Here is an 18,123-nt window from a genome sequence, read left to right as displayed (position 1 = left end):
TTCATTTTTCTTTTTCAGGGGTTCTTTGCGAAGCGTTGCTTGACAAAGATCACCTTTCCTGCTTACTTTTCTTACAGAATGTAAGCAGAAAAAGATCTAAAACTGCGAATCGTTTGTTCCGCATATCTCAGAATGTCATTTCGTCGCTGCTCTCGTTCTCGAAAGCGGGTGCAAAAGTAGTGGTTTTTTAATTATGCTCCAAATATATCCAGCACTTTTTTTCAACTTTTTGATGAAGTTTTTGCTAAATAGCTGATTTATAGATATATTGTAGAACATGTTTTTATAGAAGGTATCGTAGGGAAAGAGAAAGGGGACACATTATATATTCACATGTGCGCGCGAGAAGGAAAAAGAAGCAGAAAAGGGGATAAAAAGAGAAAGAGGGGGAAAGATAGGGACGAAAAAGCGCAAAGGAAAGGGCAAAGAAGGGAAAAGAGAAAAGTAAAAGGTATATGAGAATAGTCCTAAAACAAGTTTGTTTTTATCTCCAGATACTTATTAATCACATCCACTGAAAGGTTCTCTGGAGTAGTCAACAATGAAAATATACCATGCTGTTTTAATGAAGATACGATTAACCGCTTCTCAAAAGCAAATTTTTCTGCTATCACATGCCGGTAATAATCTTCTGTAGAATGTGAAGAACTTGCTATATATTCATTCAACTCTACATCTTCAAAAAACACGACCAACAAACGATGCCGATGACTAAGCTGCTGCAAATAAGGCAATTGACGTTGCAAACTATCTAACCCAGAGAAGTTTGTATACAGCACCAACAAACTACGTCTGTAAAGATGCTTATCAAGATGAACGCATAAAGAGGAAAAATCACTTTCACCAAAATCTGTCTGCTGATTATACAGGGCTTCTAACAAGACCTGCATTTGTCCCTGTCGTTTAGAAGCTGGGATAAAAGTATCGAAACGTTCATTGAATGTGGCAATGCCTGACATATCCTCCTTACGCATAGCAATATATGCAAGTACTAAAGCTGCATTGATGGCATAATCCAGAAGTGTCATTCCCCGAAAAGCCTGCTGCATCATTCGTCCTTTATCGATAATAGCATAGACAGACTGAGCACGTTCATCCTGATACACATTCACCATCAAGCGATTGCGCCTTGCAGTAGCTTTCCAATTAATCATACGAAATTCATCACCTCTTACATAATCCTTAATCTGATCAAATTCAGTATGATGCCCTACCCTACGTATACGCTTGATGCCTTGATCGGTCAGCCGATTATCAATTGCAAGCAACTCATAATGATGTAACATCAGAAAAGAGGGATACACCTTTACCTGACAAGAAGAGCCGCAAGTATAACGTCGCGCCAAAATACCAATCGGGCTTGAAGCAAAAACACGAATGAAACCGAAATCATAAACACCCCGACAGACAGGATGCAAACTATAATCAATATTCTTACCCTCATGAGGCTGAAGGTACAAATGAAAGTTTACATCACGTTTCTGAAAGGCAAAAGGTATTTCGTCAATAACTTCTACTGATACCGTATAAGAATAAGAATTTTCAACACGAATAGAGATAGCATTGTCGTCACCATTGGAGAAACGGACAGGGCACTTCCTAAAAGCCTTTATACCACGAACATGATAAAGCATCCACCCGTCAACGAGCAAGATTATTGCAAATAACAACAATGCCCACTGCCCAATTACAAACAATGGTGCAAAAACATATCCACCGCCCAACAACAAGACGATTAATACCAAAACTATATAAAAACGAGAAGTTAAAAACAAAACCTGAAGCTATAAAAATTACAAACAAAACATTACTGAGGTACTTCTATCTGATCAATCAACCTTTGGGTTATTTTCAAAGGCGTATAGCCCTCCATTTCTGCTTCAGCTGTCAGAATCAAACGATGCTGAAGAACAGAAGGTGCCACAAACTTAATATCTTCCGGAGTTACAAAATCGCGTCCCTGCAACAAAGCATACGCTTTAGATGCCTGAAGCATGCAAACCGATGCACGCGGCGATGCACCAAGATAAATGGTTTTGACTGTTCGAGTTCGTTGAACTATCTGTACAATATACTGCAACAAAGTACGGTCGACAAACACTTGTCCAAGCAAACTCCTTAACTCCAATAGTTCACTTTTAGATAGTACTGGCATCACCTCATCCAACTTCACTAATGAAGCATTAGCCTGATAACGTTCAAGCACTTCGAGTTCTTCTTCAGCAGACGGATATCCCATCGTTATTTTCATAAGGAAACGATCGAGTTGTGCCTCCGGAAGCTTATAAGTACCTTCTTGCTCAACTGGATTTTGAGTTGCGAGAATAGTATACAATTCTCCCATATGATAAGTAACACCATCAATACTGGCCTGCCGTTCTTCCATTACCTCGAATAAAGCAGCCTGCGTTTTGGCTGGAGCACGATTGATTTCATCAACAAGCACAATATCGGCAAACGCAGGTCCACGATGAAAATCAAAACCTCCTGTCTGCATATTGAATACAGTGGTTCCCAATACATCGCTTGGCATCAAATCGGGAGTAAACTGAATACGGCTAAAGTCTGCATCAATCAACTTAGAGATCAAACGAGCCAACAAAGTCTTCGCCACTCCCGGTACCCCTTCTATCAACACATGTCCATTACCTAAAATAGCAGTCAGGACAAGATCGACAATCTGCTCCTGCCCCACCAGCACAGAAGCTATTTGCTTTTTCAATTCTGCGATTTTTGCAGAAAAGAATGTAAGGTCAAGCCTATTTTCACTCATAACAAATTCCTGGTTATATCATTCATGTTATCAATCAATCGTTTCATTTGCTGCTCACTCATCTTTGCATTCTTACTATACACTACACTACGTACTGTACGGACAAGGGTAGCTATTGATTCCTTATCTATACCCGTCCGCTTTGCTATTCGATCGAAAGATCGGATGTCTTCTTCCACTGCTTCCAAATCGACCTGCAACGAACGGCGCAGCATTTCAGCAAAATAAATATATTTTTTACGCACTAAATCCGCATGGTCTTTCTTCTGAAAATACAGAGTTCCTATTAACTTAACGAACTCCAATGACTTGTTCAATGGAGGCCGTACAACCGGAATAGCACGCTGCCGACGACGAGTCGTAAAAAACATAAAAAGTACAATTCCTGTCAACGTCAGATACAACGCCCAGCGCAAAGGGCGATGAGCTAAAAGATATCTGAACGGCGATTGTTGTGCTTGTGAAGTTTCATCCACATAAGCTTCGGTCCGAACCAATGGCAAACCTTTCATCTGCGAAAGAATTCGGAAAATATAAGCTGCATTATTTCCATCTACCACACCATAATTGGTAAAAAGCAAAGGAGTGGAAACTAAAATAATTTCTCCTTTCCCCACAGGAACAGATAATGCAACAGGGCTATACTGCAAGGTATCAGTCATCAAACCATCCACATTTTTACCTACCACTTCATGTTTTATTGCAAGTACGTCTGCATCTGCTGAATCGGCAGACAAAGTCGATGCACACAATTGAGGATAGAAATAATATGCCAAAGAGTCGCCTGGCGATGCTATCCAGATAAGACTGTCGCGAGCAAACAAAGAGACTGCTTGTTTTTTCAATGCATTAAAATAGAAATAAGAATAATTCCCATGCACCCTCAACGTGTCTTCCAGACGAGCCGGAAGCAAATTACTCACCAACAGAACTTTATCTCCACGACTTGCCATAGAAAGTAAAGCTTCCACATCAACATCGGACAATGCAAGGTGCTCAGAAATAGCCAAAAAGCCTCTACGTTTTAATGTATCTTCAGAAGCCAACTGATAAAACGTCTTACGGGACAAAGTATACGTTTCAGAAGCCGAAACAGACACTAAGCTATCGAAAAGTGCACACCCAAAAGGCTGCTCATCATAATGGCCAAAAGTCGGACGCCAAACAAAACGTTTAGGCAAACGATACTCTATAGCGAACATCAACAACAGAAAAGCAACAATTCCTACAACAAACCAGTGCCTGCCTTTCATGTATCACCCCCTTTCTTCACCTCACTCTGTAAAGCACACATAGAACGGAAAAGCATTTCGGTTGCTTCAAAATTACCATAACGTACACGCAAAAAATGATCGGTCAAACGACTGAAAGCTCCCATACGCACCTCGTATATATATTGCGTAGGAGTTTTGTAAGGCTGCCAAACAATGCGCTCCTCATCATTCAGCAACTTCAACGTCTGTAAATAAAGCAAACGTACGGCTTCCCGATAATTTTCTGAAGTTACCGCATGCGATATAGCCTTTTCAAAATCAATGCCATATATTGTATCTTCCGAAACCTCATACGAAATATCTGTCTGAGAATATGAACGAAGAAATAATGAAGGACGTTTTTTATATATAAACCAAACTAAAAAAAGCAATAATAAAACAACCAGTACAATCAAAATGACTTCGCCATATTCACTCATTACCCGACTACCGAAAAGCTCTTGCAATAACTTCCCTATCTGACGACTCAGCCATTCCATAATATTTATATCAGGAGTAAGCAACTCCCGATTATAATAATATGAAGGATCTGCCTGCCAGGTATTCACCAAATCAATATTATAAGCCAAAGTATCGGTAGCCGAAGTATTCATCTATGCTTCAAGGCAAATTAAAGTTGGTCAAAATGATTAATGTCTTCCTCTATTCTTACACTATCCATTTTTTCTGCAGCATGACCATATTGATAAGCAAGGCCTACCAAATAGAATATCATAGCAAGATAAGCACCGAAAGCCTGAAGAACACCAAACAGATAAAGCATAAAGTTATAGCCGGCAGAAGTACCTATTCCATTACCCGCATCGCTTGCTATAAAAAATGTCTTTACCAATATAGATATGTACCAAGGCATTGTCGTTACTCCCTGCAATATACTTGCTAAAAAGCCCATCACAATAGCCATCAACACAACGCCACCCCATGTGGCAAAACCCAGACGAAAAGCTTTGCTAAATGCTTTCATCAGAGATATATCTTCAAACAAATAAATACTTCCCCACAACAACAATGGTGCTAATAGCAACAAACATACAAACAGCAGCAGAAAAACAAACAAAACCGAAAAGGACGATACCAAGGAAGCCAGTACGCCAATCACAAGTCCTATCAGAACTATCATAAATATCGCAAACAGAGTAAGCGAAAACAATCGCTTGAAATTACGATAAAGCAATGGTTTTAATTCTCCAAATTCGATTCCTGACAAACGCTGTTCACGTTCATTATAAAGCCTCATCAAGGTATATACCAAAGCCCCCAACAGATTGGTACCGATTAAGCTGATCAATAAAAGCAATCCATAATAAGAAACAAATGTGACCACTTGCCCCGAATCGGTAAACATTGCTTCAACCACAGCCGGATCAGCTGTTCCAAGCATCATCCCCATCAGTCCATTCATGCTTAAAGCCTGTATCAGACTGACAGGCAACAGCAAGTATGTGACATACTTTAACAGCACTTTCCAATTCTCTTTGATAAAATCAAATGTTGCATTCAGTTTATCGCCAAACGTACGCTGGACATACATTGCGATTTTAGGTTTCTGTGTTTCCATATCGTCTTCTGTTCGGTAAATAAATATAATAATAAAGTATAAATATCAGCGACAGTACTATAATACCCAGCCGCAAAGCATCAGGCAGATTAGTATGACGCGTTATAAATCCCTCAATAAAACCAGCCATCACAAAAACTGGAACAGTACCGACTACAATCTTTACTCCTCGCCGTGCTCCTCGACGAAAAGATTCAGTACGTGAATAAGTTCCGGGAAACAACCATCCTTTTCCCAAAGTCAATCCGGCAGCACCGGCAACAATAATAGCCCATATTTCCAGTGTCCCGTGCAACCAGACTGCCAACGCAGACTCCCATAACAATCCATGCTGATAAAAGAAAGTCTGGAAAGCGCCCAACATTACACCGTTATTGAAAAGCATATATGCCGTGCCGAAACTGGTCAACAATCCCATAGCAAAACAATTGAAAGCAACCATCACATTGTTCAACGTAATCCCCAGGAACATTGGTACCTCTGACGCACTGCCATATACTCCCATAGGATTACCTTCTGCGATGTTACTGAGCGTCATATCCACATAAGCATTTCCTAAAATAAGCCGAACAAAATCCGGATCGTTCGCTGCCGAAAGCACACCAACGCCTACACTGACCATAAAAATCAATAAAGAAAGCCATAACTCCCGACGTGAATCATACATCACACAAGGTATTTCGTGATTCCAGAACGTAAACAGACGCGACCATTTTTCACGTTTGTTCCGATAGATTCGGTTATGCAAAGCCGAGGACAAATTATTCAGATAAATTGTAATTCTTGAAGTAGGGAAATGAGTCTGAGAGAAAGCCAAATCTGCCGTCAGTCCAACATATACGTCAGCAAGCTGGTCAGGCGACACACGATCCGCCTGTTCTACCACCTTTTCGGCCTGCTTCCACCTTTCGATGTTCTGACGAATGAACGTTACTTCTTTCATGATTAACCAAGGACTTCTGCTGTGTGTTTTAACTCAAATCGGTAACAAAAATAAGAGAATAATGATATATTTGCAACGAGATACCTAAAATGTTTTATCGAAAATGGCAGAATCTACTATTATTACCGGACAATTCGTCCGAATCAGTCAAACGCCAGCCAGCATTGGCGAACGATTGGTAGCGCTGATTATCGACTACATCATCATTGGTGTTTATCTGTTAGGTGTCAGTAAACTGTATCTCAAAGTTCACCCTACCGACGAAATCTCGTATATCGTCCTCACTGTTACAATTTACTTACCTGTATTGTGCTATGCTTTTCTTTGGGAAGTATTCAATCAAGGACAAAGTCCTGGCAAGCGGTTAATGAACATACGTGTGGTCAAATCGGATGGATCAACGCCCAGTATCAGTTCGTACCTGTTACGCTGGCTACTGTTTCCTATAGATGCGTTCCTGACCGGAGGATTCGGACTTTTGTCCATACTACTGACGCATAACAAACAGCGCATAGGCGATCTTGCTGCAGGTACTATGGTCATAAGAGAAAAAAACTATCGTAAAATTCATGTAAGCCTTGACGAGTTTGATTACCTGCGTCAAGGCTATCGCCCTACATATCCTCAAGCTGCCAACCTTTCGTTAGAACAGATCAATGTCATCAGCCGTACATTGCAGTCAAACCAGAAAAACAGAACACAACGGATGGAACAGCTGGCAATAAAAGTAAAGGAGTTGCTATCAGCAACTCCCCATGAAAACAACGCAGAAAAATTTCTGCAAACAATTCTTCGCGATTATCAATATTACGCCCTAGAAGAAATATAATTGATACCCGAAAAATGCGTATGGCAAATTATTCTCTACTTGCCAAACGCTGCTCGGCCAAATGCTCATATTTTGTGCCGGGACGTCCGTAATTGGCATACGGATAAATAGATATTCCTCCACGAGGAGTGAAGAAACCCGTTACTTCAATGTATTTAGGATCCATCAAACGTATCAAATCCTTCATAATGATATTCACACAATCTTCATGAAAAGCACCATGATTCCGAAAACTAAAAAGATAAAGTTTCAGACTTTTGCTTTCTACCATTTTTATATCGGGAATATAAGAAATACGTATTTCTGCAAAATCGGGTTGTCCCGTAATAGGACATAAGCTGGTAAACTCCGGGCAATTGAAGCGAACCCAGTAATCATTATCTGGATGTTTATTGTCAAAAGCCTCCAGCACTTCAGGAGCATAATCCTGCTTATATTCAGTCTTCCGTCCCAAAAGAGACAATTGGTCTTTCAATTCGGTCATAACAACAGATTTTTATAATAATATGATAAACTATAAAACAGTAATAAAAGATAATGGCTTATTTACGGGAATTCAAGTATTTCTCCAGTCCCTCACGACGTAATTTACAAGCCGGACAATGACCACATCCGTCTCCAGGAATACCATTGTAACACGTAAGAGTATCGTGACGAACCAAGTCAAGTACCCCTAATTCATCGGCCAAAGCCCATGTTTCTGCCTTATCAATCCACATCAAAGGTGTATGAATGACAAACTGCTCATCCATTGCCAGATTCAACGTCACATTCAACGATTTAATGAAAGCGTCGCGACAATCAGGATAACCACTGAAATCTGTTTGCGATACACCTGTTACAAGATGATTAATGCCACGTTCACGAGCATAAACAGCTGCAATGCTTAAGAAAAACAAATTACGTCCTGGTACAAAAGTATTCGGGAAAGTATCGGCCGGTTTTTCACTATCCATCGTCATGGAAAGATCAGTCAGTGAATTATGCCCCAACCGACCGATAAACGATACATCCATTACATCAAATTCTACCTCAGCCTTACGAGCTATTTCACGCGCCAGCTCCACTTCTTTCTGGTGCTTCTGTCCGTACAGGAAACTTAGCGCATACACTTTCTTAAATTCACGTTTTGCCCAGAACAGACAAGTAGTTGAGTCCTGCCCACCACTGAACACGACCAATGCACTTTCTTTATTCATCTTTTTAGTAATAAATATTAGAAATCTTTTATAACAATACAGACAAGAGGACTTTGTGTACCAAAGCTTTAAACAACTTTGTTTTGAAAAAGATTATCCTCTCTTTTTAAGAATAGTCAAATATCTGAGATCTTCCAGACTTTATACGAAATCCCCTCATCGTACACATCACTTCCATCGATCCTCTTTATGAGCCCGACAACACGAATAGTAACCGGCAATATTACCACTTCATACATCGACTTCAGAATAATCTGTATACACATCATCAGCAACAATTCCTGCCACGCAATGATACCACCGAAAGCTACGGGAAAGAAAATCAGTGAATCGGCCGTCTCACCTACCACAGTGGACAAGATGGCCCGTAACGAAAAATGACGCCCTCCACTGGCCAGTTTCATTTTACTCATCACATAAGCATTAAGAAAAGAACCGACCAAAAATGCAGCCAAACTGGCTACAACGATACGTGGCGCCATGCCAAAAACGAAATTAAAATGCTCCTCACCTTCCCAAAAAGGCGCCGCCGGCAAAGCTACAGCAGCCAAGCCCAACATCACTACAAAAAAATTCATGGCAAAACCACTCCAGATGATCAATCGCGCCTTACGGAATCCCCACACCTCAGCGATGCAGTCGTTAATGATATAAGAAACGGGAAACACAAGCAATCCGGCTGTCACCGTAATGCCACACACCTGAATGACTTTAGTTTCAAGAAGATTGGCTGCAATAAGGCAAACATTGAAAAGAATGCCAAGCAGCATAAAAGGAACAGATACTTTTTGCTTCATAACTCCTGTTTTTTACGTGGTTGTCCTAGAATACACGACCGCTATTCACGGCATCATACTTATTTGTTTTCGGCCTGCAAAGGTAGAAGTTATTTTTGGGATTACCAAGAGACGAACTGTTAATCCCTACAATATACACTTTGAGCACTTTGCAGTGCCAATACGTTCCAACCGACATAAAACTGTCTTCGGGACCAGCACTACAAAATGCTCAAATGCACATTATATAACAAAGAAAAGGAATATGCTATCAAAAGCAATAGTTCAGACTTACTCCAAACACCTTATTCGTACGGCTATATACATCCTTATCTCCATCTACAGGCAACCCCAATGCCTCTAACGAACTTCTGCGAGGAGCTTCCTTCGTATAGTCACTATAAGTTGTCCAGAAATAAGCTACATCCAGACTTAATGCCTGGCTCAGATAGATACGCCCTCCAAAGCCTATTGAGTAAGAATCACAAGAAAAACTGGTATCCGACTGAAAATCATCACTCAATCCATAATTCGTATTCTGATATCCACCACTAAGTGTCAGATACTTGGTTGCATCCCATTCTATTCCTGCCAAATACTCATGAGTTCCATGCTTCAATGTCTTCTCCTTGCCTCCAGCCATACCGGCATGTTTATCATCGAAGAAATGATATTCGAGCGAAGCACGTAAAGAAGGCAGAATCTCGTATCCGGCTGCTACCGACAACATGGACGGTACATCACTCGGTGTGTTTACTCCATCCTTAAAAGGTGCCATATAAGATTCCGCAGCAGAAGGATATTCCAGACGATTGGTCTTATTCTCTATATTCATATTAGCCTTAAACTCATATTTGGCAGCTACATTCAACTTCCCGTATTTAACGTCAACTCCGACAATCGGTGTCAACCCCCAACCCGACTGATCACAATCGAGCTCTATACCCGACTCCGAAAGTTTCTCCATCATTGGAGCCGAAATTTCAGCAGCCTGTGCCATTGCCTGCTCCAACGTAAGGCCAGCTCCCATCAGCTTGCTCACAATAGCAGCTCCAACTTCTTCGGCTACCCCATCGTTCAGACCAACTTTCAGGAAACCACTATAACCACCTGAGAAATAATTCATACGAGCACCTGCAAAGACCGATATATGTTCGTTTACCTTATAACTAAGTCCTAACTGGGCGCCATAAATATACTGGCGGCCTTCCATAGCCGAATTAATAAAATATTTGTCCGGACTCATCCGATATCCAAAGTTCTGCTGTAAGGCCTGCGTTTCTTTTGTCACCATCCCGATGGCTGCGGCATCAAACATCGGCAATCCATGATCAAAAGACGCCTTTCCACCACCACCAACAATGGCAAAACCTCCTGAAAAGGCCCAATCGCCTTTTTTATAAACAGCATGTATGGAAGGGATGACCGGAGCCGAAGCTTTTCCCTCATAATAACGCGACGTATTATTTCCATCCATTGTCCAAAATGGGCTGACAGCCATAATGTCACGCGTCTGATACGCACTTTGTATGGTAAGCGATACCCGAAAACCATCTTCAGGCAGAAAAGCCAGTCCGGCTGGATTGCTATACACACCATCAACATCGATCGAAGCACCACGGGCTATCATACGAAGAAACGCGGCATTCTGATTTGTATTAGTCAGATAATCTCCCGCGAAAGTTGAATTAGAAACGATCAGCATCGCAATGCCAATCAAGATTTTTTTCACCATCTAAATTATTTTTAATCATTTCAGGTCGCAAAGGTATAACAAAAATGCACACCAACAAACACAGTGTGCAAAAATATACAGGAAAGCACATATCAGAAGAGCATATATTTGCAAAAAACAATTGTTTCTTATGAAACGAAACAAAGAAAAAATTCATCCCGATCCCAGCATTGTTAACCTGCCTGCCGCATAGTCGGATTCTATTTGACATAAAATAACAACACAATCTTCAAAGTTATCCGACGTTTTTCGTAATATTGCTGCTAAATTCATTTATCCATGAAACTTGATTATATCTATCATAGTGGATTCGCCATCGAAGCAGACGATGTCACAGTCATTATAGACTATTACCAAGACTCATCTGAAGACAACTTCGAAAAGGGGATTGTACATGACTACCTGCTTCATAAAACAGGGAGAATGTATGTGTTGGCTTCCCATTTTCATCCAGACCATTTCAACCGTGACATATTGTCCTGGAAGAAACTGCGTCCAGACATCCGATACATATTCTCAAAGGATATACTGAAGCACAAACGTGCTACGGCCGACGAAGCAACTTATCTCCTCAAAGGCAGTATTTACGAAGACGATCATATCCGTATCGAAGCCTGTGGATCAACCGATTCGGGCGTTTCCTTTCTGATAGACTTGCAAGACAGACGTATTTTCCATGCCGGCGACCTGAATAACTGGCACCGGGGTGATGAATCTACCCCACAAGACATGCGAAAAGCTGATGGTGATTTCCTAGCCGAAATAAAATACCTACAGCAAAGAATATCTGCCATAGACATCGCCATGTTTCCCGTGGACAGCCGCATCGGTACCGACTACATGCGTGGAGCCAGACAGTTCATTGAGCGGATAAAGACCGCGGCTTTTGCTCCCATGCATTTCGGCGAAGACTACAGAGGCGGCAACGCCTTCCAACCTTTTGCCGAAGCCCAAGGATGCAGATTTCTCGGCATCACGCACCGAGGAGAAAGTTTCGAACTATCATGAATTTTAAAACAAAAAACATATAACACTTATGAAAAAACTAACAAGAATTTTATTTATCGTAGCCTGCCTCTGTCTGCCAATAGCATTGCAGGCACAAAAGAAAGACGACAGCCGTTACCTGACAGGTGCCGTTCCCGAAGAGAATGGAAAAGTAGTGTTCAGCAAAACATTCAGCATCCCCGGCATGTCGCAGGATGCTGTTTTCGACCGTATCCTGCAATGGATGGATGCCCGCCTGAAAAAGAACGAGAATAACAGCCGTGTAGTGTATACTAAAAAAGAAGAAGGACAGATTGTCGGGCTAGGAGAAGAATGGATTGTCTTCAAGTCGAGTGCCTTATCACTGGACCGTACAAAAATAATATATACACTCACAGCCTTGTGCCAGCCCGAAGAATGTACCCTTCGTATAGAAAGAATCCGGTTCGAGTACCGCGAAGGTGAAGACAAAGAAAAATATGATGCGGAAGAATGGATTTCCGACAAATACGCCCTGAACAAATCGAAGACCAAACTAGTACGCGGACTGGCCAAATGGCGTAGAAAAACCGTTGACTTCACCGACACCCTTTTCGAAGAAGCAGCCAACGCACTGAGTGCTACTACAGCACAAAGTAATGCAAAAAGCAACGGAAATACTGAAGGAAATGCAAATACGACCGGCAATACCGTTATCACCCCCAAACAGGAAGTTACCGTCAAAAGCAGTAATGCAACTGCTGTTGCTGCAACACCGGCAACCTCAGCCAGTTCGTATAAAGACGTAACACCCAGTCAGCTGCCAACTGACCTCATCCAAATGGGAGCTGGCAAACTGGTGATTGCTATCGGTACCGACAGTTTCAACATGACTACCATGACCGCCAACGCAGGAGGCTCATTGGGCAAGATGTCCGGAAAGCCTGTTGTATTCACCATGCTATCACCCGACCAGCCTTACGAGCAACTGGAGAAAGCCGAAAACTACACCGTACGTTTCTATCCCAACGGGCAGAACGAACCCAGCGTCATACTGGAGTGCAAGAAACTTCCCTCACAGGAACCCCTCGAAGGACAGCCTCGCACATTTATCGGCGAAATTGTGAAAGCACTGGTCAAATAACCGGTCCGTACCGCTACAGCGTCCATGCGGCATAGCTGCGCTTTGCCGCGGCGCAACCATTCCTCCAACAGCAGTCAGATGCTGACAGATAAGGCTTCGACAGGCAAGAATCGTTTCAACTCCCCTTGCCTGTCGAAGCTTTTTTGTTTCATCATGCAGAAACCAATCCTGCAAATACGTATATTTGCAACCAGAAACAATAATAACATTCCGCATATGAGTATCGAAGAAGCCATGATGGGCGGCATCATTTTCAAAGGAAAGAAAGACAAGCCCAAAGAAGAGAACAAAATCAAAACCAAAGCCAAGAAGAAAACCTACATCACAGGCCTGCACGGTTCCGGAGCTGCCAAGATGAAGGCAGAAATCCGTCGCAAACGTGCCAACAGACATAAAAGCAAATAACTCCATGCTGAACACCTGCTTACTATCACCCGAGAAAGACCCGATGGGGGCAGCAATAGCCGACTACGCCCGCTCGGGCAAAGCCGCCCGCCTGCGTGTGTTTTCATCGCAATTCGATGAAGACGAAATCCCCGTGAAAGAATTGTTTCGCAGCGAGGCCTCCATGCCCCACCTGGAACAGACGGCCCTGAAGCTGGCCACAGGACGGATACTGGACGTAGGCGCCGGAAGCGGTTGCCACAGCCTTGCCCTGCAAAAAGCCGGAAAAGATGTGCACGCCATCGACATCTCTCCCCTGTCCGTCGAAGTAATGAAGCAAAGGGGCGTATGCCAGGCCACACAGACCAACCTCTTCAGCGAACAGTTCTGCGGGGCATACGATACCGTCCTGATGTTGATGAACGGATCGGGTATTGTGGGCAAACTGGAAAACATGCCGCTATTCTTCCGTAAGATGAAGCAGCTGCTTGCACCCGGCGGATGTATCTACATGGATTCGAGCGACCTGAAATACCTGTTCGAAGAAGAAGACGGCAGTTTCCTTATCGACCTGGCCGACAGCTACTACGGCGAAGTAGACTTTCAGATGCAGTACAAAAATGTAAAAGGAGACGTTTTCGACTGGCTGTACATCGACTTCCAGACCCTCTCCTACTATGCCGCGGAAAACGGATTCAAGGCCGAGCTGATAGAAGAAGGAAAACATTACGAATACCTGGCCCGCCTCAGCCAAGTCTGACCCGTGCGGGACGGCAGGTTTATTCGGACAGCATCTCGTCGATTTTACGTACCAAGGCTGCAAACTCTTCCAGATTGTACAAGCGGGTCAACATCACAATACGACCCGTCTTGTCGATCAGCACATTGCGGGTGATACCCGACTGGCGCAGGGCGTAGCGGGCAAAGATATCCGCACCCGGATCCAAACCCAGCGGATAGGTTACCCCCGTAGACTTGGCAAAAGCCTTCACTTTCTCCAGCGGTTCGTCACGGTCGATGCCGAACAGGGCAAAATCATCATCTGCCCGGTGTTTCTGCCAGATATCCTTTTCGATAAAAGGCATCTCCTTGCGGCATACTCCACACCAGCTTGCCGTAAACTGCAGCATGACCACCTTGCCACGAAGTTCGGACAGGGTTACTGTCTTCCCGTCGGTCAACTGCATGCTGAAATCCGGGGCCATATCCCCTACCTTGACAATGTAGCCCGTACTGTCGGCTACTACCTTCTCCTGTGCCATCAATGCGCTGCACACGAGCAATAAAGACGCTATCAGAATATTTACTCTTGTTTTCATGCCTACAAATATAGTAAATAGGAATGTCTTGCACAACTAACAGGGAAAGGAAAAGGCATAAAAAAACAGAAGCACATCGTTGCATGTGCTTCTGTTCTGAGGTACCTGGCAGATTCGAACTGCCGTACACGGTTTTGCAGACCGCTGACTAAGCCACTCATCCAAGGTACCGTTTTGTTTCGGCGAAACTCTCTTGTTTCTCGATTGCGGTTGCAAAGGTAATGCATTTTTTCTAATTACCAACTATCCGCAGCATTTTTTCTTCGATATTTTTTGGTTTTTACCGCAAGCCGAACGCTTCTCATCGTATAATCTCTTTATGTCACAGCCCGTTACACAGTTTGCGCACGGATTGTTTTTTTCATTCATCCGGCGAAAAAACATACGAATCCGTCGGCCTATCCAGTACAGACAGCACAAAAGTAGCAGTGCTACTACCCATTCTTGCCAATGGCTCATAACAACAGTCCTCCCACCTGATGAACAACAAAGGCTACAATCCAGGCAAGCACTGTGGTGTATACTGCCGTAAACAGTCCCCACTTCCAGCTTCCCGACTCTCCCTTAATGGCCGCCAGTGTGGCTATACAGGGGAAGTATATCAGGACGAAGACCATATAACAGAAGGCTACCAGCGGGGTGATCGGTATGCGTTCGCCCAGACTGGCGGCGTCGGCCTCGGCATCGTCCGTGTAGAGTATACCCAAGGTACTTACGACCAACTCCTTCGCTCCTACGCCGGAAAGTATACCTACTCCCAACTTCCAGTCGAATCCCAGCGGCTCAATGACCGGTTCTATTGCTTTTCCTATCATGCCGATGTACGAGTTTTCCTGCTGTTCGGCTACCGTGCTGTACGAATCGTGGCTGGGATAATACCCCAATGCCCAGATGACAATCGACGCTACCATGATGATGCCTCCCATCTTGCGCAAATACTGGGCACCTTTCTCCCACGTATGGCGGAAGATGGACTTCGAAGTAGGAAGGCGGTAAGGAGGCAGCTCCATGACGAACGGAGTATCGTCGCCCTTGACCAGGAATCGGCTGAAGAGGCGCGCCATCAGCACGGCCAGCAGGATGCCGATGGCATAGATGGCCAGCATGACCAGACTGGCGTTGTGGGGGAAGAAGGCTCCTACCAGTACCAGATAGATAGGCAGACGGGCACTGCACGACATCAGCGGAGTGATGAGCATGGTGATAAGACGGCTCTTGCGGTTCTCAATGGTGCGCGATGCCATGATGGCCGGCACGTTACAGCCAAAGCCCATGATGAGCGGTATGAACGACTTCCCGTGCAACCCCATCTTGTGCATGATCTTGTCCATGATGAATGCCGCACGCGCCATGTAGCCCGAGTCTTCCATCAGCGAAATGAAAAAATACAGTATCAGGATGTTGGGCAGGAAGACAATCACACCGCCCACACCGCCTATTATTCCGTCGACCAGCATGTCCTTCAGTGGTCCTTCGGCCATGTTGTTGCGTATCAGACCACCTAACGCGTCGACCAGCCATTCGATGCCTTGCATCGGATATTCACCCAGTACGAACGTTGCCTGAAACATGATGTAAAGGAACAGGAAGAAAATTGGATATCCCCAGATGCGGTGGGTGACGATGGAGTCGATAACGCGGGTGGTGCGTTCGCGGTCCATGTGGTTATCGACGTACGTCTCCTTCAGGGCACCCGATATGAATCCGTACTTCGCATCCGTGATAGCCTGCTCACTGTCTTCACCGATGGAGTTGCGCAGGCGTTGCTCTTCTTTGTCGCGCACATTCAGTATGTCCTGTCCGTTGGGCAGGTCGGCCACCATCTTCTCCAGTTCCTTGTCGTTCTCCAGCAGCTTGATGGCCAGAAAACGGGTCGAATACTTGTGGCGGATATTTTCGTTGACGCTGATGATGCGCTTCACCTCGTCGATGCTGCGCTCCAGTTCGGGACCGTGGTTGATGTGGATGTGGCGGAAGAAGCCGTTGGGATGTTCGTGTTCTTCCTTGTGGCTGCCATAGTCATGGTCGGGCACGTATTCCTTGTGCCAGTTTCGCAGGTCGTTCAGGATGTCGGGCCGTATTTTTCCGTCTTTGCCCAGAAAGTCTCCTCCTTCGTACATGCCGATGATGACATGGAACAAGGTGTCGACCCCCTTGCTGGTACGGCATACGGTGGGCACCATCGGCACACCGATCAGTTCGCTCAGCTTCAGGTAGTCGAGGGTATTTCCGCTGGCTTCCAGCTCGTCGAACATGTTGAGCGCAATGACCATGCGCACGTTCATGTCTATCAGCTGGGTGGTAAGATAGAGGTTACGCTCCAGATTCGAAGCATCGACCACATTGATGATGATGTCGGGCGTTTCGTCGATGATGTGGCGGCGTACGTATATCTCTTCGGGAGAGTAAGCCGAGAGGGAGTACGTGCCCGGCAGGTCGACGATGCGGAAGTGGTAACCCTGGAAGTCGAAATAGCCTTCCTTGGCATCGACCGTAACGCCGCTATAGTTGCCCACATGTTCGTGCGAGCCGGATGCGATGTTGAACAAGGAGGTCTTGCCGCAGTTCGGATTGCCGACCAAGGCCACGTTGATGGTGCGGCGTTTACCCAGCGCGATGCGCTTCATCTCTTCGTCACTCAGGTGGATGTCTTCGCTGACACCCTTATGATAGTCCAGCCCGACGGACTGTTCCCTGGCTTCCTGTTCGCTGACTACCTCAATCATTTCGGCTTCCTGCCGGCGCAACGAGATTTCGTATCCCAGCACCCGGTATTTGATAGGGTCTCTCAGCGGAGCATTCAGAACTACCTCCACGGTCTTGCCTTTGATGAAGCCCATTTCCACAATCCGCTTGCGGAAACCACCGTGGCCTAACACTTTCACTATCACACCTTTCTCACCGGTCTTCAGTTCGGATAAACGCATAACTTCTATATTTCGTCTTAATTATACCACATTTTCCGCCCACAAAGATAGTTCATTCAGCGGTAGCCTACAAATAATTTAGAATGTTTTTAAATAACCGCCACTTTTCGGCCAGCAGTTACCATCGTGACAGTTGCATCCGGCAAGCATATATCTTTACAAGCAATATGGAGAAAAGTACCTTTGTATGCCGAGTGTACCTAAGTATACGACTGAGATACCCTAAGTATACGACAGAGATAGCCTAAGTATACGACCGAGGCACCCTAAGTATACGACTGTGACAGACCAGTGCT

At 44.3% G+C, this 18,123-nt stretch carries 18 protein-coding genes and 1 tRNA gene; 6 read left to right on the top strand and 13 right to left on the bottom strand.

Translation table 11 applies throughout. The features are described from left to right. Window positions 1-191: hypothetical protein (locus Q3C19_RS06965; protein WP_302728168.1), on the top strand; the 191-nt coding region annotated here is incomplete at its 5' end. A 276-nt stretch (window positions 192-467) separates the two neighbouring features. On the opposite strand, the gene Q3C19_RS06960 is transcribed toward Q3C19_RS06965, so the two are convergent. From Q3C19_RS06960 to Q3C19_RS06935, 6 genes are read right to left on the bottom strand one after another with little or no spacing between them, the layout of a single operon-like run. Next, a complete protein-coding gene (locus Q3C19_RS06960) occupies window positions 468-1,775 on the bottom strand; it encodes a DUF58 domain-containing protein (RefSeq protein WP_287641242.1) in 1,308 nt (435 codons plus the stop codon). 32 nt (window positions 1,776-1,807) lie between these two features. Then, window positions 1,808-2,773: a MoxR family ATPase gene (locus Q3C19_RS06955; RefSeq protein WP_302728165.1), complete on the bottom strand. Its 966-nt coding sequence runs from the start codon at window positions 2,771-2,773 to the stop codon at window positions 1,808-1,810. Continuing rightward, a complete protein-coding gene (locus Q3C19_RS06950) occupies window positions 2,770-4,026 on the bottom strand; it encodes a DUF4350 domain-containing protein (RefSeq protein WP_302728163.1) in 1,257 nt (418 codons plus the stop codon). Before Q3C19_RS06950 ends, Q3C19_RS06955 begins: the two co-directional genes overlap by 4 nt. Then, window positions 4,023-4,640: a DUF4129 domain-containing protein gene (locus Q3C19_RS06945; protein ID WP_302728161.1), complete on the bottom strand. Its 618-nt coding sequence runs from the start codon at window positions 4,638-4,640 to the stop codon at window positions 4,023-4,025. Before Q3C19_RS06945 ends, Q3C19_RS06950 begins: the two co-directional genes overlap by 4 nt. Before the next feature lie 17 nt (window positions 4,641-4,657). Then, on the bottom strand, window positions 4,658-5,605 hold the full coding sequence (locus Q3C19_RS06940) for a hypothetical protein (protein WP_302728159.1): 948 nt from the start codon (window positions 5,603-5,605) through the stop codon (window positions 4,658-4,660). Then, window positions 5,586-6,548 carry a stage II sporulation protein M gene (locus tag Q3C19_RS06935; RefSeq protein WP_277122121.1) on the bottom strand — a complete coding sequence of 321 codons (963 nt, stop codon included), beginning with the start codon at window positions 6,546-6,548 and terminating at the stop codon, window positions 5,586-5,588. Before Q3C19_RS06935 ends, Q3C19_RS06940 begins: the two co-directional genes overlap by 20 nt. Window positions 6,549-6,651: 103 nt before the next feature. Between Q3C19_RS06935 and Q3C19_RS06930 the strand changes: the two genes are divergently transcribed. Beyond that, window positions 6,652-7,377, top strand: coding sequence for an RDD family protein (locus Q3C19_RS06930; RefSeq protein WP_302728156.1), 726 nt, complete (start codon window positions 6,652-6,654; stop codon window positions 7,375-7,377). A gap of 28 nt (window positions 7,378-7,405) precedes the next feature. Here Q3C19_RS06930 and queF read toward each other — a convergent pair whose 3' ends face one another. From queF to Q3C19_RS06910, 4 genes are all read right to left on the bottom strand, one after another. After that, entirely contained in the window at window positions 7,406-7,861 is a 456-nt protein-coding gene (gene queF / locus Q3C19_RS06925; protein ID WP_022164277.1) for a preQ(1) synthase, read from the bottom strand. A 58-nt stretch (window positions 7,862-7,919) separates the two neighbouring features. Then, a complete protein-coding gene (queC, locus tag Q3C19_RS06920) occupies window positions 7,920-8,576 on the bottom strand; it encodes a 7-cyano-7-deazaguanine synthase QueC (protein WP_302728154.1) in 657 nt (218 codons plus the stop codon). A 116-nt stretch (window positions 8,577-8,692) separates the two neighbouring features. Beyond that, complete coding sequence (locus tag Q3C19_RS06915) at window positions 8,693-9,373, bottom strand: queuosine precursor transporter (RefSeq protein ID WP_071149139.1); 681 nt, start codon at window positions 9,371-9,373, stop codon at window positions 8,693-8,695. 250 nt (window positions 9,374-9,623) lie between these two features. Further along, window positions 9,624-11,087, bottom strand: a complete 1,464-nt coding sequence (locus tag Q3C19_RS06910; protein WP_071149138.1) for an OmpP1/FadL family transporter — start codon at window positions 11,085-11,087, stop codon at window positions 9,624-9,626. A gap of 279 nt (window positions 11,088-11,366) precedes the next feature. Between Q3C19_RS06910 and Q3C19_RS06905 the strand changes: the two genes are divergently transcribed. The 4 genes from Q3C19_RS06905 (at window position 11,367) to Q3C19_RS06890 (ending at window position 14,341) form a co-directional block, all read left to right on the top strand. Continuing rightward, complete coding sequence (locus Q3C19_RS06905; RefSeq protein WP_302728151.1) at window positions 11,367-12,095, top strand: MBL fold metallo-hydrolase; 729 nt, start codon at window positions 11,367-11,369, stop codon at window positions 12,093-12,095. Window positions 12,096-12,123: 28 nt separating this feature from the next. Next, the gene (locus Q3C19_RS06900; protein ID WP_302728149.1) at window positions 12,124-13,197 is read left to right on the top strand and encodes a DUF4468 domain-containing protein; all 1,074 of its coding nucleotides are present in this window, start codon (window positions 12,124-12,126) and stop codon (window positions 13,195-13,197) included. A gap of 216 nt (window positions 13,198-13,413) precedes the next feature. After that, window positions 13,414-13,602 (top strand): hypothetical protein, encoded by a 189-nt coding sequence (locus Q3C19_RS06895; protein WP_022164271.1) that lies wholly within the window; start codon window positions 13,414-13,416, stop codon window positions 13,600-13,602. A gap of 7 nt (window positions 13,603-13,609) precedes the next feature. Continuing rightward, window positions 13,610-14,341, top strand: a complete 732-nt coding sequence (locus Q3C19_RS06890; protein WP_302728180.1) for a bifunctional 2-polyprenyl-6-hydroxyphenol methylase/3-demethylubiquinol 3-O-methyltransferase UbiG — start codon at window positions 13,610-13,612, stop codon at window positions 14,339-14,341. A 19-nt stretch (window positions 14,342-14,360) separates the two neighbouring features. On the opposite strand, the gene Q3C19_RS06885 is transcribed toward Q3C19_RS06890, so the two are convergent. The 3 genes from Q3C19_RS06885 to feoB all read right to left on the bottom strand — a co-directional run bounded on the left by Q3C19_RS06885 (window position 14,361) and on the right by feoB (window position 17,827). Further along, a complete protein-coding gene (locus Q3C19_RS06885; protein WP_302728147.1) occupies window positions 14,361-14,900 on the bottom strand; it encodes a TlpA disulfide reductase family protein in 540 nt (179 codons plus the stop codon). 99 nt (window positions 14,901-14,999) lie between these two features. Then, window positions 15,000-15,071 (bottom strand) — tRNA-Cys (locus Q3C19_RS06880). Window positions 15,072-15,355: 284 nt separating this feature from the next. Beyond that, complete coding sequence (gene feoB / locus Q3C19_RS06870; protein WP_071149133.1) at window positions 15,356-17,827, bottom strand: ferrous iron transport protein B; 2,472 nt, start codon at window positions 17,825-17,827, stop codon at window positions 15,356-15,358. Window positions 17,828-18,123 lie beyond the last annotated feature (296 nt).

Source organism: Bacteroides sp. ET489, assembly GCF_030518095.1.
In the GTDB taxonomy this organism is placed as follows: Bacteria; Bacteroidota; Bacteroidia; order Bacteroidales; family Bacteroidaceae; genus Bacteroides; species Bacteroides ndongoniae.
This window is presented reverse-complemented; position numbering and strand designations above follow the sequence as displayed.

Coding starts and splice junctions, on each gene's coding strand:
- Q3C19_RS06930 (WP_302728156.1), top strand. CDS start 6,652: ATGGCAGAATCTACTATTATTACCGGACAATTCGTCCGAATCAGTCAA.
- Q3C19_RS06910 (WP_071149138.1), bottom strand. CDS start 11,087: ATGGTGAAAAAAATCTTGATTGGCATTGCGATGCTGATCGTTTCTAAT.
- Q3C19_RS06915 (WP_071149139.1), bottom strand. CDS start 9,373: ATGAAGCAAAAAGTATCTGTTCCTTTTATGCTGCTTGGCATTCTTTTC.
- Q3C19_RS06900 (WP_302728149.1), top strand. CDS start 12,124: ATGAAAAAACTAACAAGAATTTTATTTATCGTAGCCTGCCTCTGTCTG.
- Q3C19_RS06955 (WP_302728165.1), bottom strand. CDS start 2,773: ATGAGTGAAAATAGGCTTGACCTTACATTCTTTTCTGCAAAAATCGCA.
- queF (WP_022164277.1), bottom strand. CDS start 7,861: ATGACCGAATTGAAAGACCAATTGTCTCTTTTGGGACGGAAGACTGAA.
- Q3C19_RS06945 (WP_302728161.1), bottom strand. CDS start 4,640: ATGAATACTTCGGCTACCGATACTTTGGCTTATAATATTGATTTGGTG.
- Q3C19_RS06885 (WP_302728147.1), bottom strand. CDS start 14,900: ATGAAAACAAGAGTAAATATTCTGATAGCGTCTTTATTGCTCGTGTGC.
- Q3C19_RS06905 (WP_302728151.1), top strand. CDS start 11,367: ATGAAACTTGATTATATCTATCATAGTGGATTCGCCATCGAAGCAGAC.
- Q3C19_RS06940 (WP_302728159.1), bottom strand. CDS start 5,605: ATGGAAACACAGAAACCTAAAATCGCAATGTATGTCCAGCGTACGTTT.
- Q3C19_RS06895 (WP_022164271.1), top strand. CDS start 13,414: ATGAGTATCGAAGAAGCCATGATGGGCGGCATCATTTTCAAAGGAAAG.
- queC (WP_302728154.1), bottom strand. CDS start 8,576: ATGAATAAAGAAAGTGCATTGGTCGTGTTCAGTGGTGGGCAGGACTCA.
- Q3C19_RS06950 (WP_302728163.1), bottom strand. CDS start 4,026: ATGAAAGGCAGGCACTGGTTTGTTGTAGGAATTGTTGCTTTTCTGTTG.
- Q3C19_RS06935 (WP_277122121.1), bottom strand. CDS start 6,548: ATGAAAGAAGTAACGTTCATTCGTCAGAACATCGAAAGGTGGAAGCAG.
- feoB (WP_071149133.1), bottom strand. CDS start 17,827: ATGCGTTTATCCGAACTGAAGACCGGTGAGAAAGGTGTGATAGTGAAA.